The 21,262-nt window shown below is 39.4% G+C and carries 10 protein-coding genes and 1 riboswitch; of the genes, 7 read left to right on the forward strand and 3 right to left on the reverse strand.

Translation table 11 applies throughout. From position 1 onward, the window contains the following. Positions 1 to 79: 79 nt before the first annotated feature. The 3 genes from purR to IGI49_RS14945 all read left to right on the forward strand — a co-directional run bounded on the left by purR (position 80) and on the right by IGI49_RS14945 (position 3,433). A complete protein-coding gene (purR, locus tag IGI49_RS14935; protein ID WP_207701409.1) occupies positions 80 to 898 on the forward strand; it encodes a pur operon repressor in 819 nt (272 codons plus the stop codon). 96 nt (positions 899 to 994) lie between these two features. Further along, entirely contained in the window at positions 995 to 2,362 is a 1,368-nt protein-coding gene (glmU, locus tag IGI49_RS14940) for a bifunctional UDP-N-acetylglucosamine diphosphorylase/glucosamine-1-phosphate N-acetyltransferase GlmU (protein ID WP_207701410.1), read from the forward strand. A gap of 102 nt (positions 2,363 to 2,464) precedes the next feature. Then, positions 2,465 to 3,433 (forward strand): ribose-phosphate diphosphokinase, encoded by a 969-nt coding sequence (locus IGI49_RS14945; RefSeq protein WP_207701411.1) that lies wholly within the window; start codon positions 2,465 to 2,467, stop codon positions 3,431 to 3,433. Between the two features lie 1,371 nt (positions 3,434 to 4,804). Here the strand turns inward: IGI49_RS14945 and IGI49_RS14950 are convergent. After that, positions 4,805 to 6,313, reverse strand: a complete 1,509-nt coding sequence (locus tag IGI49_RS14950; protein ID WP_429962336.1) for a helix-turn-helix domain-containing protein — start codon at positions 6,311 to 6,313, stop codon at positions 4,805 to 4,807. A 157-nt stretch (positions 6,314 to 6,470) separates the two neighbouring features. Between IGI49_RS14950 and IGI49_RS14955 the strand changes: the two genes are divergently transcribed. Further along, on the forward strand, positions 6,471 to 7,070 hold the full coding sequence (locus IGI49_RS14955) for a TMEM175 family protein (RefSeq protein ID WP_429962337.1): 600 nt from the start codon (positions 6,471 to 6,473) through the stop codon (positions 7,068 to 7,070). 25 nt (positions 7,071 to 7,095) lie between these two features. Here IGI49_RS14955 and IGI49_RS14960 read toward each other — a convergent pair whose 3' ends face one another. Both IGI49_RS14960 and IGI49_RS14965 read right to left on the reverse strand, forming a co-directional pair. Next, on the reverse strand, positions 7,096 to 7,839 hold the full coding sequence (locus IGI49_RS14960; RefSeq protein WP_207704857.1) for an amino acid ABC transporter ATP-binding protein: 744 nt from the start codon (positions 7,837 to 7,839) through the stop codon (positions 7,096 to 7,098). A gap of 17 nt (positions 7,840 to 7,856) precedes the next feature. Then, positions 7,857 to 9,455, reverse strand: coding sequence for an ABC transporter permease subunit (locus IGI49_RS14965; protein WP_429962338.1), 1,599 nt, complete (start codon positions 9,453 to 9,455; stop codon positions 7,857 to 7,859). A gap of 120 nt (positions 9,456 to 9,575) precedes the next feature. Continuing rightward, a riboswitch (Lysine riboswitch) is annotated at positions 9,576 to 9,752 on the reverse strand. A 778-nt stretch (positions 9,753 to 10,530) separates the two neighbouring features. Between IGI49_RS14965 and IGI49_RS14970 the strand changes: the two genes are divergently transcribed. The 3 genes from IGI49_RS14970 to IGI49_RS14980 are packed head-to-tail and all read left to right on the forward strand — an operon-like array spanning position 10,531 to position 21,258. Then, positions 10,531 to 11,205: a class B sortase gene (locus IGI49_RS14970; RefSeq protein ID WP_429962339.1), complete on the forward strand. Its 675-nt coding sequence runs from the start codon at positions 10,531 to 10,533 to the stop codon at positions 11,203 to 11,205. After that, positions 11,168 to 11,815, forward strand: a complete 648-nt coding sequence (locus tag IGI49_RS14975; RefSeq protein ID WP_429962340.1) for a hypothetical protein — start codon at positions 11,168 to 11,170, stop codon at positions 11,813 to 11,815. The genes IGI49_RS14970 and IGI49_RS14975 overlap by 38 nt, the downstream gene beginning before the upstream one ends. A 23-nt stretch (positions 11,816 to 11,838) precedes the next feature. Continuing rightward, complete coding sequence (locus IGI49_RS14980) at positions 11,839 to 21,258, forward strand: DUF6531 domain-containing protein (protein WP_429962341.1); 9,420 nt, start codon at positions 11,839 to 11,841, stop codon at positions 21,256 to 21,258. The last annotated feature ends 4 nt before the right edge of the window (positions 21,259 to 21,262 follow it).

A 21,262-nucleotide genomic window follows, 5' to 3' on the forward strand; every position in this document is an offset into this window, starting at 1 on the left:
AAAACCAGAAAATGCTCGAATTTTTCGGGCTAAACCCTTATAATGAGTAACGATAGATTAGGATAGGAGTGAAAATGACGTGAAAATTCGTCGCAGTGAGCGTTTGATCGATACAACGCAGTATTTACTAGACCACCCTCATACGTTAATTCCGCTGACTTTTTTTGCTGCCCGTTACCGTTCAGCGAAATCATCCATCAGTGAAGATTTAGCAATTGTGAAAAAGACCTTTAAGGAACGAGGGACTGGTTTTTTAGAAACAATTCCTGGAGCAGCCGGAGGTGTGGTTTACACACCGAGCATTACTAAAGAAGCCGCGAAGGAATATATTGAATCATTAGCCGATCGCTTATCAGAAGAAGATCGTTTGTTGCCAGGCGGATACGTATATTTATCTGACATGCTGGGTCAACCTGACCTGCTGCGGATGGTGGGAAGAATTATCGCTGCGCAATATTTAGATAAAGAAATCGATGCTGTAATGACAGTAGCAACCAAGGGGGTACCGATCGCTCAAGCGGTGTCCTACTACTTAAACGTACCTTTTGTCATTGTTCGTCGTGACTCAAAGATTACTGAAGGCTCTACAGTAAGTGTAAATTATGTTTCTGGCTCCTCTGAACGGATTGAAAAAATGGAACTGTCTAAGCGCAGTTTAAAACGTGGCTCAAGAGTCTTGATCGTGGATGACTTTATGAAGGGCGGCGGCACCGTCAACGGAATGAAGAGTCTAATCGAAGAATTCGAGGCTGAATTGGTAGGGATTACTGTATTTGCTGAATCACGTTTTAAGGGTGAACGAGCAATTACTGATTACCGTTCCTTGCTTTATGTAAAAGACGTCGATACCAGTACAAAGACCATTACAGTGGTACCAGGGAATTGTTTCAACGAATAAGCAAGGGTTCCTTGCTTATTTTATTGCCAATTGAAAATGGATACGCAGTGAGCTACACTTAATCAGAGAAGGATTACGAAAGTAGGAGTGACTATTTTGGAAAATCGATACGCCATTATTTTGGCTGCGGGTAAAGGAACTCGCATGAAATCAAAACTGTACAAGGTGCTGCATCCAGTAGCGGGCAAACCGATGGTGGAACACATCATTGAACGGGTAATTGAAACCAGCCCGAAAGAAATTGTAACTATTGTGGGACATGGCGCAGAAAAAGTGAAGGCCCAATTAGGTGAACGCAGTCAGTATGCGTTGCAGGCAGAGCAGCTGGGAACGGGCCATGCAGTATTGCAGGCAGCTGAATTTCTAAAAGACAAAAAGGGTACGACCCTAGTTATCAGTGGCGACACACCACTATTAACAACACAAACCTTAGACAACTTATTTGATTATCATCAAGGGAAAAAGGCAAGTGCTACGATTTTAACGGCTCATGCAGAAGATCCAACCGGCTATGGTCGGATTTTGCGAGATCATGTAGGCATCGTTGAGAAAATTGTTGAACAAAAGGATGCAACCCTGGAAGAAGCACGGGTACAAGAGATCAACACAGGAACTTATTGCTTCGATAACCAGGCTTTGTTCGAAGCTTTGGCAAAAATCGGTACCGACAATGTTCAAGGTGAATATTACTTAACTGATATCGTTGAAATTTTAAAGGGCGAAGACAAAACCGTGGCTGCGTACCAAACGGAAGACTTTGAAGAGTCTTTAGGTGTAAATGATCGCATTGCCTTGGCAAAAGCAAATCAAATCATGCGGGAACGAATTAACAAAATGCACATGGTTAATGGTGTCAGCTTTATTGATCCAGCCAGCACTTATATTGATGCCGGCATAGAAATCGGATCAGATACAATCATTGAGCCTGGTGTGCAAATACAAGGCAAGACAGTGATTGGTGCGGATTGTGTAATTGGTGCCCATTCGAAAATTGTCGACAGCACGATCGAAGACAATGTTGAAATTAAATCTTCAGTAGTTGAGGAAAGTATTGTTCGCAAAAATGCGGATGTAGGACCGTATGCTCATTTACGCCCTCAATCAGATATCGGTGAGCATGCGCATATCGGAAACTTTGTAGAAACCAAAAAAGCTACCATCGGTGAACAAACTAAAGTTGGCCACCTAACGTATGTTGGAGATGCCACCTTAGGTCAAGATATTAATGTCGGCTGCGGAGTTGTTTTTGTTAACTATGATGGTAAGAACAAGCACCATACAACGGTTGGTGACCATGTATTTATCGGCTCTGGATCTAATTTGGTTGCACCGCTTAATATAGAGGATCACAGTGTAATGGCTGCCGGATCGACGATTACCGAAGACGTAAAACGTGGAGATATGGCAATCGCACGAGCTAGACAAGTGAACAAGGAAGGCTACGCATCCCATATTCCTTTCTAAATTTTGAGCTGGATAGCTTGATTTCCTTTAGAAAAATGACTAGTATTTTACTTGAAATAGTATATAATCGGTAACGTATGCAAAAAGAAAGTGGAGGGACCCATGTCAAAACAGTATTTTGATCCAAGATTGAAAATCTTTGCCTTGAACTCGAATCGTCCGTTAGCAGAAAAAATTGCTGATGCTGTAGGTGTGCAGTTAGGAAAAAGCTCAGTAACGCAATTTAGCGATGGCGAAATTCAGGTCAATATCGAAGAAAGTATTCGTGGTGCGCATGTCTATGTTATTCAGTCAACCAGTAGTCCGGTAAATGATAATTTGATGGAACTATTAATCATGATTGATGCTCTAAAACGTGCAAGTGCAAAAACTATTAACGTAGTAATGCCTTATTATGGCTACGCACGTCAAGATCGAAAAGCTCGTGCTCGTGAACCGATTACAGCGAAGCTAGTTGCAAACATGATCCAAAAAGCAGGAGCAACTCGCCTGTTAACATTGGACCTGCATGCTTCACAGATCCAAGGATTCTTTGATATTCCAGTGGATCATTTGATGGGGGCACCTTTAATCGCTAATTACTTTATTGAACAAGGTGTTTGCGGCGATGATGTAGTTGTTGTCTCTCCTGACCATGGCGGCGTAACTCGTGCGCGTAAATTGGCCGAATTTTTGAAAGCGCCGATTGCGATTATCGACAAACGACGACCAAAAGCGAACGTAGCGGAAGTAATGAACATCATCGGAAACGTTGATGGTAAAACTTGTGTGATTATCGATGATATGATCGATACAGCCGGTACCATTACCTTAGCAGCCAATGCTTTAAAAGAAGCAGGAGCAAAACAAGTTTATGCATCTTGTACGCACCCTGTGTTATCCGGCCCTGCTATGCAACGTATCCAAGACTCTGCAATTGAACATTTAGTAGTAACTGATTCAATCTATTTGTCAGATGATCGCAAAATCGATAAAATTGACGAAATCAGTGTAGGTGAATTGATGGGGGATGCAATTAAACGTATTCATGAAAACAAACCAGTCAGTCCACTTTTCGAAACTAAAAAATAAATAAGTCAGACAAAATGGAATCAGAAAACTGGTTCCATTTTTTTGTGCTGAAATGGTTTTTTAGATAAAAAAATAAGGCCTGAGCCTTCTAAACTGAAAATAATATCGAACGCCTACCATCCAACTAAACAGCATGAAGCTGAGATGATGGAATATTTTTAGAATTTGCATCGAGCAGGATAAGCTGTAAAAAGTTGGACTGGCAAAAAAACAACCCGTCGGTGGGTGGCCGACGGGAAAAGGAGTTAAAAAAATGAAAAAGTGTTAGGGTTGTTTGTTGGTATGCTTATATACTACAAGATAAATGTGAAAAAGTCATGAATTTAGTCTTGACAAACGTTGAAAAATCGTATAGGCAAGAAAAACTTTAGAAACACCTAAAAAAACCTGTCAGTGGGTGGCTGACAGGCAAGGAGTTAAAAATGAAAAAGTGTTAGGGTTGTTTGTTGGTATACTTATATAATACAAGCAAGATGTGAAAGAACTATGAATGAAGTGTTGGAAAACTTTAAAAATGTTTCTATGACATAGTTGCTGTTTTTCTTTAACTGAAAGATGTTATCAATTTTTCTGCATATATTGAAATCAAATTAATAAAAATACAAAAAAGCCTGTCAGTGGGTGGCTGACAGGCAAGGAGTTAAAAATGAAAAAGTGTTAGGGTTGTTTGTTGGTATATTTATATAATACAAGCAAGATGTGAAAGAATTGTGAATGAAGTATGGGAAAACCATAAAACTTGCAAAAAAATCGTGCTATGCAATTTTCACGATATAATTGTGCTCTTGGCTTGCAAACAGACACTTAATGATCCCTTGTATTTCTAGATTATTTCCTGTGAGAGTAAGATAGCTAAAAAAAGAGCCTGTCGGTGGGTGGCCGACAGGCAAGGAGTTAAAAATGAAAAAGTGTTAGGGTTGTTTGTTGGTATACATATACAATACAAGAAAAATGTGAAAGAATTGTGAACGAAGTATTGGAAAATCATAAAACTTGAAAAGAGTTTAACTATATAGGTTCTGAAAAACTCATTTTTCCTCAGAATGATAAGAAATAGAGTCAATATCAAAAAAACGCTCTAATAAACTTCATCATATATCTTTAAGTTTCTGGAAAATTGACTTTTCTTCCGAATTTTAACAAGCCCAGCCAATGGATTAATCTGACCTAATAATCTGCAAAAAACAGAATCGACAACAAGAAAGCCTGCCGGTGGGTGGCCGGCAGGCAAGGAGTTAAAAAATGAAAAAGTGTTAGGGTTGTTTGTTGGTATGTCTATATAATACAAGCTAAATGTGACAGAATCATGATCAAAGAATAGGAAATCGATGAATTTTGTTCGTTGAATTTTTCTTTTTCTTTAACGATTTCTTATGACTTCGCATTTGCCCGGTTTTTCTGACCATAAATTTCTCGCAGCTTCGTGTATAGAGGGATGAGATCTTTTTCTTTGTAATTATGATCGAGAACATAAATCGGCAGCTTCGTTTTTTCGCTTCTTAACAGCATGGAAGAGCTGATGATTAAATCATAGTCCTCCTTCAAGGAAGCATCATAAGGTTCTGCCTGAACAAAGCGCAGGTCCTCCAAGAAGTGGTACAGTTCCTGAACAAACATGGCATTATGCTCCATAGCAATTCCAAGCCTTAAATTCTGAGCATAAGGAAATTGATTGAAGCTGGGCATCAGTAAGTGTTTGAAGGATTTTCCTAGCAGTACACCCACGGGACGTATGAACTGATAGTCAGGATTTTCACCGACTATTTGCATGAAATTCATAATGTTTTGTTCTATTACATGTTCACCATAAGACTGATTTTGACTCGGCTTAAACACCATACTCATGATATTTGGAAAGGGTTGCCGGAAGATATAGTAGGCAAAAGTTATATTTAACAGATTGCCGATAATCAATGGATCATCCAAAATCTCTGGCTTGTCTGGAAATAGAGCCTTTTTGCCAAAACGGCGAAATTCAGTTACAAAAGCATTCACCGGGTTTGGCCGAGTATCAAAATCATGGATCGTTTGCTTCAGACTGCTGTCATCACGAACAGTATAAAAAGGAGCATAATGAGCCAGAAAATAAATGAAACTGGTCTCACCCTTTAATTGTCTAGTGGTTAATGGCACGTCAATAATTTTTCCTAGTGAAGTAAAATCGTAGTAAGGATTGTCCTTCATCAAGAAATTGTAGCGTGAATCGTATTTAGTGAAATGTTGTTTGTTTAGACGCAGTAGGGAAATTCCCGCGAATAAACGTAATTCCCGCACGCCGAAATAGGTACGAGACAGCGGAAAATAGGATTGAAAGGTTTCAACAGATTGATCTACTAATTGTTGATTGACTTCCAGAGGATAATCTAACCCTCGAGTTCCTAACCATAAAATATCAAACAGCGCAATTCGAATCAGTCGTTCATCTCCAGACATTCCTGCTTCGGTGTATGTAAAACGTAAGTTAAAGGTTTTTAAATAGCGTTTTAACCGATTGATCTTACGGGAAATAGTGGAGCGGCTGACAAAATATTCATCGCAAAAAGCTTTAATTGTAGGTATCTCTTCATTTAAAAAATATAAGATGAATTGGAATGGCACAGACTGTTTCAATAAATGATAACGGTACTCATCAACAGTAGCTGAGAGATTATCTAAATTAATCTTCCCGGCCCGCATCATAATACTTTCGTGCTCTGGATGGATATCTTTTAATTCTTGATCAATTTCATTTAATTCAATTACTGTTTGCTGGTAGTTCAAATCCATTACATCAGATAATTGGTTGACTGGAAAAATTTGCATACTGGATTGATTCAAATAGTGGAAAATTTTAAAACGTAGAAGGAGCGATGAATCAAGCATCAGTTCTTCATAAAGCATCTTATTTTCCTCCTTTACAGGCTTAATAGCCGAGACTTGTCTACATTGTACTTTATTTGTTAAAAACTGTCAGTTTATAGGTACGAAACCGCTATAAAAGTTTAAATTTATGCAGGAAATGTTTTTTTCGTGTATGCTGTGCATGAAGGTGATAAACATGACAAAATCAAGACTCGAAGCATTCACTGATGGAGTGGTCGCAATTGTTTTGACCGTCCTGGTCTTAGATATTCAGATTCCAGATCCGCCGACATTTGCATCTCTTTATAGTATATTTAACACACTATTAGCCTACGTAGTTAGTTTTATCTTTGTAGCGGTGATTTGGGTGAATCATCATCGCGTTATGCAGATGGCAGAGAAAATAAATTATGGAGTGATTTGGGCCAATATTTTCTGGCTGTTTTGGCTGACGCTGTGTCCAGCAGTTACCAGCTGGGTAGGTCGTAATCCCAATCAATTTTGGCCTGAGCTGGCTTATGTAGTGGTTTATGGGATGTGGAGTTTTTCATTCGGCATATTTTCAAAAAAAGTGATTCAAGCCAATGATCCCAATAGTCATGTAGTGAAGGTTTTAAGCCGCGATAAACGTAGCCGCTTGTCAATGATTATTAATTTAATTTTATTGGCTGGCGTGTTTATTTATCCGGCAGTCGGCATGCTGGGACGCTTTTTGGTATCTGGCTTGTGGGTCGTTTCATATCGCAAGGCGGATGAGTATTATCATAAGATACTTCCTGCAAAAAAAGGAGCCTGATCGAATGATCAAGCTCCTTTTAACTTTATGGTTCTGGATGAAGTACCCGACGCAGGAATTCTTTGGTACGGGCTTCCTTTGGTCGAACGAAGATGTCCTCTGGTGAGCCTTCTTCAGCAATCAAGCCTTGATCCATAAAGATGACCCGGTCAGAAACTTCTTTGGCAAAGGCCATTTCGTGAGTTACCACGACCATGGTTAAGCCAGATTCTGCCAAGTTTTTCATGATGCTTAACACATCACCAACCATCTCTGGATCTAGGGCAGAGGTTGGTTCATCAAACAACATTACTTCAGGATTCATTGACAATGCACGAGCGATGGCCACCCGTTGTTTTTGACCACCGGATAATTGAGCTGGTTTAGCATCAATGAAACGAGCCATTCCAACTTTTTCCAGGTTTTCAGTCGCTACCTTGCGAGCTTCCTCCTCGTTGCGTTTCAGCACCGTTAATTGGCCGCTCATACAGTTTTGTAAAACATTCATGTTGTTAAACAGGTTAAAGGATTGGAAAACCATGCCTAAATGAGTACGATATTTTGGCAGGTTATAGCCATCCGCTAAGACGTTTTCACCTTTATAAAGGATTTTCCCGCCAGTCGGTGCTTCTAGTAAATTAATGCAACGCAGGAATGTTGATTTACCAGAACCGGATGCCCCGATAATGGTCACAACTTCGCCTTTATTCACGGTCATATTAATATCTTTTAAGACGAGGTTATCGCCAAAGCTTTTTTTCAAGTGTTCGATTTGAATAATGCTGTCCATAAGAATACCTCCTAAAATTATTTGTCTGCTTCAATTGCAACGTCGGTTTCTTCTAAACGTGCGTAAGCATCTGGGCCATCCATTTTCTTCTCGACAAGGCGCAATAGACGAGTGGCTGAGAAGGTTAAGACAAAATAAATTACACAGATAATGAAGTAGGTTTGGAAGAACAGATAGTTGGTTCCAGCCGCGGATTTCCCTTGGAAGAACAACTCAGAAACAGAAATAATACTTAAAACAGAAGTATCCTTGATATTGATTACCAATTCATTACCAGTTGCCGGTAAAATGTTGCGCAATACTTGTGGCAATACCACTTTACTCATGGTTTGTCCATGAGTCATCCCAATCGCGTGAGCTGCTTCAAACTGGCCTTTATCAACCGAGTAGATACCACCACGGACAATTTCAGACATATACGCTCCGGTGTTAATTGAAACGATAAACAAAGCAGCGGCGGTTCGGTTCAAGTCGATTCCGAAAGCCATCGCAATTCCATAGTAGATAACGGCTGATTGAACGATCATTGGTGTACCGCGGAAAATTTCGATATATGCATTCAGCAGCCAGCCAACCACCTTTTGCATACCGCGTTTGGCGCTATTTTTTGATTCAGGTATAGTCCGAAAGACCCCGATTAACAAGCCGATTCCAGTACCAACAGTCGTACCAACAATTGCTAACAACAGAGTCATACCTGTTCCTCGTAAGAACATCATGCCATTTTGTTTCAAGATACGGACAAATACATTTTCTTGCTTGCCGCTTTCTGTAGTAGATTCTTCGCTAGCCGGCTGATTTTTAATCGCCTGATCCATAATATCCGTACGTTCATCAGCAGAAATAGTGCTTAAAACCTGATTTACTTCGGATAATACAGGATCACCTTTACGCATACCTACAGATACCTGCACGTCCTCTGGGTTAGTCTGGAATCCTTGACCCTCTGGAAACTCTACCATGTTCAAATCTGGATTTACTGATTCAACGGTGACCCCTTCAGGACGTTCACCGACATACCCATCAATCGTACCTGATTCTAGGGCAACTCGCATAGCAGGGAAATTATCCATGGCCTGCTGTTTGTTTACATTGGGAATTTGATCAATAACGCCATAATGGAACGTACTTAGCTGGGCAGTAATTTTTGCTCCAGAGAAGTCTTTTAAGGAAGTAGCTTTTGCATATTTGGAATCCTTGCGAGTAATAATAACTAGCTGTGATTCATAATAATCATCAGAGAAGTCAATTTCCTTACGTCGTTCCTCCGTCGGTGACATCCCTGCAATAACGGCATCAATTTTGCCTGATTGTAAGGCTGGCAACAGGCCATCCCATTCAGTCTTAACGATGACCAGCTTACGATTCATTTTATCAGCGATTCTCTTTGCAATCTCGACGTCGTAACCACCCGCATAGGATTTATCTCCTTGGATTTGGACCGCGCCGTTGCGATCATCCTTTTGCGTCCAGTTAAATGGAGCATAGCCGGCTTCCATGCCGACCCGCAGTTCTCCTTCTGGTGTTTTATCATCTGCCTGTGACACCAGCGGCAGACCTAGAAATGATACAAACAAAGCGATAAATGCGATAACTGAAAAAAATCTTTTGTTCATGTTTTTCTCCCCTTTACTATGATAAACGAGACAGGTGCCTGTTCTTGCGAAGTAAATCCAACAAAAAGAAAAAAGCCGCCAGAAAACAAAGGCCGCTTGCAACTATAAGATGTTCCTCTCACAAAACATAGCGCAACTTAGCATCACTGCTAAGACAGTCCGCAAGTTATTCGCTTGCGTCCCAACATACAGAACAAAAAGAGAATTCTGTACATTTCGGCGAAACTTCCTAGACCTGCTTCTTCATGTCTCTTGCACTCCACAGGATTAATAAGCTTCGCGACCTCTACCTCATTGATTGAGGCATCTCGTATTTAGTTATTGTAGGTTACAGTCTAAAGGCTAGCTGAATAAATGTCAATGGGAAGGAAATAGAAAACGAAGGTTATTTAAACCTGTTTGAAAATCAGGTATGTTTTCTGGAAAATTGTTTGTTCAAAAAGTAGATTTTCAAGAAATTAAGCAATACAAAAGTACTTTTGATACTTCTGACTTGTACGAGTTTTCCAAAAGATTGAATAAGTGCAGGCAAGTTATATGTGATTTATTTATATACTATTTTTGTACAGCAAAAACTTCTAATCTTTATTTTTAGTGTTGAATAATTTCATCTGAACCTCGTAGTTGAGAGGGAGAAGAATCTCATTATACTACCGATTATGAACCAAAAAGAGTCTTTTATGATGAAAAACCTCTTCTTATTCCCAAATATTTTATACTTTTATTAATATGCCCTTTTTATTAATATTTTACTTTTTTTAATGAAGAGTGGCAGGTCTACTGATTTCACAAAAAATGAGGCTGTGTTTGAGTAGATATTTCAGCGTTTATGACGCAAATAACTTGCGGGTGTGAGAAAAAGCAAAAGAAATCAATGAGTTATATTTTTGTACAGATTGTTTCGTGCATAGTGAGTAAATTGAAAGAGGTGGGAGATGAAGTTTGTTGGTAGTTACTATATTTTTTCGTTTTGAAAATAAGCTGCATTATTTTAATGGTTACTGGTGAAATGACGAAAAGTGAAGAGCTATTTGTTGGTCTCTTCGCAAATGAACTTTGAAGGAGAGGTGATTAATTGAAGCGATTCCTTACTTTTATTTTAATACTAGGCATTCTATGTTTCTGTTGGGTTAAGGTGACTCACTTAAATGAGTTGTCAATGGAGGCAGCTTCTGAAAAAACGCTTAGTTCTCTCAGCAACGACAAAGAAGTCTATGCATACTTGCATGTTGAGGATACGAATATTGATTATCCTGTTGCACAGCATCCAACTGATGACAGCTACTATCTTAGCCATGATGTCGATCATAACGAATCGATCTATGGCGCAATTTTTACAGAACGAGTAAATGCAAAGGATTTCAATGATTTGGCAACTATTATTTATGGTCATGCCACACAGGATGGGACTATGTTTGGCACACTATCATACTTTGCGGATCCTGAATTTTTTAACAAAAATAAGCGAGTTACCGTCCAAACACAGCAGGAAAAGATCTCTTATGAGGTTTTTGCGGCATACAGTTTTACCGATGAACACATTTATCATACGTTTCATCTAGAAAATAAGAATGCCGTAAATGCTTATTTTGGGCAAATCAAAGAGCTTTCTGTAGAGCTAGGTGGGAATTATCGTGAATTAAAGAGAAAAACTACTGACAGGTTATTAATTTTATCTACTTGTGATGCGGAAGATGGGGGGAGAAGATTTGTTGTTCACGCGATTGAAAGAGAAAGAAGACCAGTTTAAAAATCAATTAAAGATAGCGCCAAAAAGACTCTATTTTTTTATGTATGTTTTAGGTTTGATGTTTTATGGAATGGGCAATTACTTATTTTTAAATGAGCTGTTGGTTTCTATGTTTGATGCTAACAGGAACGCCAATCTATTTTATGTTTTAGGTGTTTTAACGATAAGTGTAGGCTTAGGCCTGTTGCTGATTTTGTTTTACCAGTTCTATAAACGCGTTTCTTCCAAGGACAAGGCACGCGTAGCAATTAGAAATTACGTACTGGTGGTTCTAATTTCTGGAGTTGCCCTTGGATTAATTGGAGAGGGGATTTATCGGTCCACAGCCATGAGCTATGAATGGGTGAAGAGCTTCATTTGGGTTGTGACCACTTATATACAAGGAATTTTACGGTTTGCTTTTATCTATTATTGTCTCACTCTCCTGTTAGAGAAACCCTTTAGTTGGAAAAATCCATTATTAAAAAAAATGTTACTGGGTGTATTTCTACTATTAAGTATATCTATAGGGATTAGTCTGGCCTTCCCAATGATGGGTTCGTTAGCGATGTTCATTGCTGACTTAGTTATTGCGATAGGAGTTGTTTATAAGGAATTGATCCGATCTTAAAAATTTTGTTAGGGGTAGAAGATATGAAGAAGAACTTAGGGAAGTTTGTTAAATATGTCATGTTGGTAAGCTTGATAATGGGAAGTATGCCTATTGCATATGCGGAGGATATTAAAGAAGCAGTTGATCAAAGCAAGGCAGAAAATTATTACAAGGATACGATTGAAAGTGTTCAAGAATCTGTTGTTCCTGATGCAGGAAATTCAGTTGAGGTTCCTTCTACTGAAGAGGTAAAGGAAACAGGTCAGTCTTCTAGTGAGCAGTCGGAAGAGGAAGGTAAGACCCAACCGGAAGAGTCAACGGAAAATAAAGCTGAAGAACCCAAAGACTATGAGGTTCGTTTACCCGAAGTAGAAGAGAAAAAGAATAGTATTGAAGAAGAAGCTTTAAGAGAAAAGTATGGCGAACCGATCTTAGTAGATGGACAAGAACAAATTTATAAAGTGGATGAAACACATTTCATCACTTATATTAGCGGAGATGTAAAAACGTACAAAGATGACGAGGGGACGGAAACACCTGTTGATTTAAGTCTGATAACCGATAATCAAAGTGATGGAACAGTCTTTAAACCCAACAGCAGTCCAGTAGATGTTGTGCTGCCTAGTAAAGTAGATAAAAATCAAGGGATTCAAGTTTCTAAAGGAAAAGATACATTAGAGCTAATTCCTAAAGATGTGACCTATGAAAATGCCACAGTAAAAGAAAATGCTCTTTTGTACAACAATGTCGATGAAGCAGATGATGTCCAGTATACAATTACTGATAATGGCGTTAAAGAAGAAATTATTTTGGAGGAATGGCGAGAGAAGCATCAGTTTACTTACTATTTTTCTTCTGATAAATACTCAGCAACTGTAGAAAACAATCAGGTCATTATTACCAGAAAAGGAAAAAAGGAAGTTCTGTTTGTATTGTCTGCTCCTGTAATGATCGATAGTGCTGGGGAAACGAGTGATGAGATTCAATTAAGCTTAAAAGAACAAAAAGATAAGTATGAACTGACAATTGATGCAAGTGAAGAGTGGCTTAAGGACACAAATCGAGCATATCCTGTTCGAATCGATCCTACAGTAACAGTTCCAACTGAAAACCTGATTGATACGGTAACCAGTTCTGTTCATGGAACTTATCAAGGACGTGGCTATGGGTATGTTGGATATATCACACAAGCAATGACCGGTATATGGAATGCCAAGGATGTGGGTCGTACCAGGATCTATACCAAAGTAAACTATGATTTTTCGAAGATTCCGAAAGAAGCAAAAATCGATAATGCTACCTATAATTTGTACCAATATATCCAATATCCACAAACAACTGCGACTTTTTCTAGCTACAAACTAACACAGGATTATGATATTAACGCTTTAACCTGGGATAACTCTGTGGGTCTGTCACAAGAGCCTACAGGCGAAAAAGCTATTAGTCCTGCTAAACATGGAATGCACAATTTTGATATTCGAGATGCGGTAAACAGCTGGGTTCAAGGAACAAGTCCAAACTATGGAATCGTTGTTCAAGCAACTAATGAAAATGATTATGGTGGAGCCTTCTATACAACTTATTCAACTGGCGGCCCAGGACAGGTAGACTTCACTCCGGACAAACGACCAAGTATGACGATTAATTGGTCGATTCCTGATCCGGTTGATGCAAATTATCCACTTAAGGATACTTCTGTTGCACTTCGTTCTATGATGCTAACAGACAAAAGCGGGAAGCTGCAATTTCAAGGGGTGTTTTCAGATGGGTTAACTACTCCTGGAGCGATTGTCGATTACGAATTGAGTGATGCAGGAAAGAGCTATAGCGGACAGTCTTATGCAAGTTATTCCTACAAGTATCCTAATTCAAGTTTGTTTGATTCATATTTTCCAAAGGGAACAACCAAATATAGAGACAAATTATCCAATTGGCAAACTGGAATCCCTTTTACTAGTCCTGATTTTAATAAAGTTTATACGATAGATGCTGAGAGTAAAAAGGATGGAAATAGCAGCGGAAAGAAGAATAGCGAAAAATTCGTTGTTTATAAGGTTACTCAATATGATACTCTGCCTAAAATAGCAGCTTATTATGGCGTTCCGTTGGCACAAATTGTTTATGATAACCGTGTGCAGGATATGCTTCTTTTGAGTAATAATACACTCTTTATTCGTAATCCGAAAAAGAATGCGGATAAACCTTATAATCCACCAAAGCTTTCTGATGGAACAAAAGAGGATATTGACAGCTTATTAATGGGGCGAGGACTGCATTGTGAGTTTGGATTTGAACCAATCAACCTTAATACTGGGAATTTTTATCTAGATCGTACAGATGTATCGATTCCGAGTTTTACTAGCGACTTCGAGATAACCCGTTCATACAATTCTAAAGGGGCAGATTATAATAGTCTCTTTGGTCGAGGATGGTCGTTTGCCTACAACGAGCAGGTAACCAGTGATGAAAAAGGCAATCTTTATTATACGCGGACCGATGGCAGTATCTTAAAGTTAAAAAAAGAGGGCAACAAGTATGTGGCGCCTGAAGGGTACGACTTAACTCTGTCAGTGAAAGATAAAGAAACAAAAGAAGCCGATTTTGGCAATGGAAAAGAAAAATACACTGTCAAAGAATACCATATTACAGATAGTGAAAATCAAGAAAAAATCTTTAATTATTTTGGTCTTCTGGCGAGTCAGAAAGACGAAAAAGGGAACGTTACTAAGCTTGATTATAATAAGAATGCACAATTAACAGCAATCACTGATCCTACAGGAGCTCTTTACAATGTTTCTATGAACGAAGAAGGGTATATCGGAAGTATTACTGTGCCTAATGGGTCCAAATTAACCTATGAATATGATGGCACTGGACATTTAACTGGCTTTACTGATTCAACGGGTGTAAAAACTCGGTACGAATATGATAACGAAGGTCTTATGACTGCTTGGTATGACGGAAATGGAACCAAGATTATTGAAAATACGTATGACAAAGAAGGACGCGTTGTAAAGCAGGTAGATGGTACAGGAGCAGTATCCACTCTTGAGTATAGCAATGGACAAACACATACAACGGATGGGAACGGAAACAGTACCACCTATCATTATGATAAGCAATACAGGACAACGGGAATCGATTATCCTGATGGAACAAGTGTCTCTAACACCTATGATGCAGCTAACAGGCTGACGAGTGAGACAAATGAAGCAGGTCAGACCACCAGCTATACCTACGATGACAATGGAAATATCCTAACCGAAACACGATTTGATGGTGCTGTAAAACAAGCAACCTATGATGCAAAAAATCATATTACCAGTGAAGTTGACTTTGATGGCAAGAGAACTCTCTATACCTACGATGGCTCTGGTAATTTAAAAGCTATTCAAATCAATGATCGTCCGAGTACAGCTTTTGAAGTAGATAAACAAGGACGTGTGACTAGCACGACCGATTCTGAAGGAAATACAACATCTTATGGTTATTCCGGGGCATTCCTAAATAAAATAGTGAATCCCCTTAAAGGGACAACAACTATTGACTATAATTCTCATGGTCTTCCAGTTAGCATGACGAATCCTCTAGGTGGAGTTACAACGCTAACCTATGACAATGAGGGACGGAAAACCAGTGAAACTACACCAGATGGGCAGAAGACCGCTTATACCTTTGATGGTGCTGGTCAAGTAATCGCTCAAACTGACGGAAATGGCTTTACTTCGAGCTATACCTATAATGCAGTTGGAAACCCCTTGACCAAGACAAATGGCGAAGGCGGCAGCTATTCGTACGTCTATGACGGTGTCGGCAATAGAATCCAAATGACCGATGCTGAAGGGAATAGCACCACTTATGTCTATGATCAGCGGAACCGTCTATTAAGTGAAACAGATGCTGCTAGTCAAACGTTGACCTATCAAAGAGATGCACTAGGACGACTGCTAAGCGATACTAATGAAGCTGGAAATAACAGCACATATACCTATGACGAAGTAGCTAATCAAATCGCAACCATCACGGATCCATTAAATCAGATAACCAGCAATACCTATGATGCCTCCGGTAATATCATTAAAACGGAACATCCTGATGGAACCCAAGTGATCATGGAATATGATGATCTAGGTCAAGTGATTAAGAGTACTGATGAGGCCGGAGTAGTCTCTACTTATGAGTATGATGCTAATGGGAATAAGCTAAGTGAAACAGTAGACGGGCGAACTACCAGCTATACCTATGACTCATTGGGAAATGTAACTCAAGTGACTCATCCCAACCAAGAAATAAATACGTACACCTATGATTCAATGGGAAATATTTTATCTTTCACTGATGCTCGAGGGAAGAAAACTTCTTATACGTATACAAAAGGCGGCGCATTGGAAACAATTACTGACGCACTTGGGAACAAATCATCGATTTCTTATGATGGTAACGGCAACCAGGCGAGTGTTACCGATGCAGCAGGTTACACAACCAGCACTGCGTATAACGGTCACAATCTCCCAGCAATTGTAACGGATGGATTAGGAAATAAAACAACCTATTCCTATAATCAGATAGAACAAATAACCAGTTCCACAGATGCTCTTGGCAACCAAAAGACTTATTCCTATAACGAACTCGGTTATCCAACAGCTATCACAGATGAGAATGGGAATGTTCACAAGCTATCCTACACCCCAACAGCTCAAACAGAAAAGATCGAGAAACCAGATGGGACAACCTTAACTAACAGCTACGATGCTCTGGACCGATTGGTGAAAGAAACACATTCGAACGGTTTAGTCACTGAGTACGACTATGATGCAAGTGATCGAGTGGTTCATGTGAAGGACAATCAGGGGTTAGATGAGACATATACCTACAATAATCACGGCAAACGTCTCACAGAAACTAATAGTCTAGGTGAAACCACTACGTATGCTTATGACACTCAAGGTAACTTACTCAAGGTAGAATATGTCGATAAAACAAGTGAAGCCTTCACCTATGATGACATGGGGAATATGTTAACCTCGACAGATGTTGAAGGAAAACTAACGACGTACAGCTACGATAAAAATGGCAATCTCAAAGAAGCAACAGATGACAAAGGACGGATAACCTCTTACACTTATGATGATATTAATCAAATTGTGACAGAAACGAATCCAGCCGGAGGAGTCATTACCTATACGTATGATGTACTGGGAAATGTATCGAGCATAACCGATGAAAAGGGTGAAAAAACCAGTTATGGATACGACGCCAATCAAAACTTAATCCTTTATACAGATGCAAAAGAAAATACAACAGCATTAAAATACGATCCATTGAATCATCTAATGGAGAAAGTCAGTCCAACAGGAGCCGTACAAAGTTATTCGTATGACAATCTGGGCAATCCACTGACAGAAACAAGTGGAGAAGGAAATACGACCAGCTATACCTATGACGAAATGAACCGCTTGGCAAGTGTTACAAAACCAACGGGTGGTGTAAGTCAATATACCTATGACCAAACGGGCAGTCTTCTGTCGGAAACTGATGAGAATGGGCACCAAACAACCTATGAAAACGACCTTTATGGACAAGCGATGAGTCGTACTTTGCCAACTGGTGCCAAATATAGCTATGCCTATGACAAGCTTGGGCGCTTAAGTCAACAGACAGCACCTAAAGGATTGTCTCAAAGTTATAGCTATGATGTGTCTGGCAATTTGATTCAGCAAGAAGATCAATCAAAACGTACCACCAAGTACACCTATGATGAAGCTGGACGACTGCTTACCACCACTGATCCTGCTGATTTAACCACTACTTTTGACTATGATGAAGCTGGGAATTTAGTTGAAGCAGTAAGCCCTAGCGGTATAAAAACAAATTATAGCTATGATGTGCTAGATCGCTTGGAAACAGTGACCCAGCCAACCGGTCGTCAAACAGCTTACGAGTATGATCCTGTAGGACAATTAACCACAAGAACAATTAATGGCAAACGTAAAGAAACCTACAAATACGATCCAAATGGGAATCTTACAGAAACCGTTAATCCATTAGGACAGGTAACCACTAACAGTTATGACGAAGAAAACCGTTTAATCGCTGAGACAGATACAGCCGGACGAATCACAACGTACAATTATGATAAAGACAATCGACTAACAAAGGTAACCTCCAGTGAAGGAGCCTTCAACGAATTTGCTTACGATGGGAACAATAATTTAACCAATGTTACTTCCGGTGGACAGCGGGTAAACAGCTATAGCTATGATAAGGCTGACCAATTAATCGAAGCAACTACTGGATCAGGAGATAAAGCCTCTAAAACCAGCTATGCCTACGATTCAGTCGGAAATGTAACTGAAATCACCAACGGAAATGGCAAAGTGACAAAGTACAAATATGACGAGTTGTCCAATGTAGTCGAAAAAGTGAACAGCTTAGGAGACACGACGAAATATACCTACGACGTAGACAATCGTCTGGACAGTGTTCAGCAAGCCAACGGGAAAACGATCAAGTACGATTACAATAAGTTAGATCAACTTCTGCAGGTGAACTATTCAGAAAAATCGGATGGTACGGTCATGTATACCTATGATGCAGAAGGTCGTCGGGTATCCATGAATGATTTAACCGGTCAAACGAATTATGAGTACAATGAGGAAGATGAAATCACTGGTGTTCGTCAAGGCGATGGTAGTCTAATCAAGTACGACTACGATGATTATGGAAATATCGAGAAACTAACCTATGCGGATGGATCAGAAGTTAAATACAACTACGATGAATTAGATCGTCTAACAAAGGTAACTGATAGCGATAATAAAACGACCACTTATGAATACGACGAAGCAGGAAACATGACGAAGATCAAACGTAAGGATGGAACAGTCTCAACGCTAAGTTATCGTTTGGATAATCGAGTGGAGAAAATCGTCCATCAAGATAAGAAAGGAAAAACAATTGCCTCTTATCAGTACGCTTACGATGCAGATAATTATGTTTCTGAAGAAACGATTACTCAAGATGGCAAGATCATCGTTCAAACCTATGAGTATGATAGTCTTGGTCAAGTTGCTCAAATGACGGTCTCTGATAAGAAGAAAAAGAATGAGTTAGCCAGCTACGCATATTCTTATGATCTAGCTGGAAACAAACTAAGCAGCACGGAAACCATCGATGGGAAAGAACAAACGACTAATTTTACGTATGATGACAATAATCGATTGATCAGTATGGAAAATTCTGAACAAACCATCCGTTATGAGTACGATAAGAATGGTAATCGGATTAAACAAAGCGGTACCGACGAAGTATTAGATTATATCTATGATACGGAAAATCGTTTGCTTGCGGTAAAAGATAATCAAGGTCTCCTGATGGCAGCTCTGTATGATGGGGATGACAATCGCGTGTTCACAGCCAGTCGAACAGAAGACGAAACAACCTATCAGCTCTTCAAACGGAAAGAAAAGGATGCAAAGAAATCTTCTGCAGGTGAATCGGACTCTTCATCAAACTCGGTTCCTAACACTGGTGGCAGAAAATCACCGAAAACAAGTCCGAATGGGGAAGAAAATTCACTCTTCTGGTACGGATTTAGCGAGAATGTTATTCAAGGAATTTCAAGTCTGCCAGAAACAGTTGGTAATCTGTGGATGGATGTCTTTGACACGGTCTCACATGCTTATCATCAAAAAATTGCGAAGGATCGGGCAAATGAGGAAGGAATTGTTGTTAATCCGCCAAGCTTAGGCAACCTGCCAGGTGAAGGCGAAGTGACCTACTCTTCTGAGGTACAGGAAGTATTGATTCCTTATACCACTCGAGAGGACAGCTATAACTATTACGAAGTACGAAACTACGTAAATGATGTCAATCAAGAAAATACGCAAGTACTTCAAACCTATGACGATGAGCTAAAAGCACGTGAAACTTATACCTATGGGAACGAACGGCTCAGCTACATGAATGAACAAACGAAGGAAGAGTATCAATATCTGACGGATGCCAGAGGTAGTGTGACAGGCATGACGCAGGATGGAGAGATTAACAGTACAAACAGCTATTCAGTATTCGGAATGCCAGAAGAAGTAGATGATACTGGAAATCCGTACGGTTATACAGGTGAAGTACAAGACATAACAGGGTATAATTATCTAAGGGCACGATACTACGATAGTCAAACCGGAACCTTCCTTACTCAAGATAGTTACGAAGGTGAAGAAGACAATCCACTTAGTCAGAATGGGTATACCTATGTCGAGAATAATCCGATCAACTATACAGATCCGACTGGGCATAAGAAGAATATCTTCCAGCGTGCATGGTCCAATGTGAAGAAAAAAGCAAGCAATGCGTGGAACAGCACGAAAAAATTCGTAAGTAATGCATGGAACAGTACCAAAAAATTTGTAAGTAACGCATGGAACAGTGCTAAAAAGTTTGTTGGTAATGTTTTTAACGGTGCTAAAAATGTTGTCAGCAAAACTTTGACTGGGGTACAAAATTTCTTTTCACCAGCGGTAGCCAGAAACTATGCAGCGGGATACAGTTCTTCTTTCGGAGGTTACTATCCAACTGCAGCTGGAGCACCAATTAGTTACGGTCATAATAGTTATGCTCAGCAAGTAGCGTTTCAAACTTCTCAGCGTCAACAATATGTTAGCAGTGCCTATGCTAAGGCTACTGGAAATAAGGGTATTCCAAAGACTAAGGAAGGGCAGAACCTGCTTAAAAACTGGGGAGATTCTTTTAAAAATACGTTGACGAATTTCTGTACTAACGCTAAAAAAACTGGAAAAGATATTGTTAAAACAGGAGTTTCGTTTGGTGTAGGTTTTATTAAACAAGTAGCAGAAAATAACGGAATAACCATTTCACCAACTTCTAGATTTGCAATGTGGACTGATAAAGATTGGATTAAAGAAAACGCAGGACACAATACAGGAGTTTTTGTAGGAAAACTATCAGGTTTCTTTCAGGCAGCAGTGGAATATAATGCTGCTGCGGCGATGTTTGCCGGTGGAAATGGCGTAAGTGTTTCTGCATCACCATTTACAGGTGGAGCAAGTTTATCTTTATCTCCTGTCGCTACAGCTGCATCAGCAGCAACAGTCACACATGCAACTATGGTTTTAGGACAGTCTATTCAAAGTATGATGAATGGTAGTAATTATAGTTCTGGCTCAGGTATAAAAAATGTTTATAATGGAATAAAAGATGCACCAAAATATCCTGAAGGATTCACACCAAGGAAAAATGGTCTTCAAAAAAATAAGGTTACAAATAGAGAAGCATTAGAAGATTTGAGGAAAATTGAATCAGGAGAATGGAAAAAAGTATACAAAGATGGGTATGATAAAAACGGTAATAAAGTTTCAATACATTATTTTGAAAGTAAGTCAGGAAAGGTTTTTGATGTAAAAGTTAAAAATAAGTGGAGTAATGGATTAAATAAATAGTAGG

Origin of the sequence: Enterococcus sp. AZ071 (assembly GCF_050499065.1) — a bacterium.
Lineage (GTDB): Bacteria > Bacillota > Bacilli > Lactobacillales > Enterococcaceae > Enterococcus_A > Enterococcus_A ferrettii.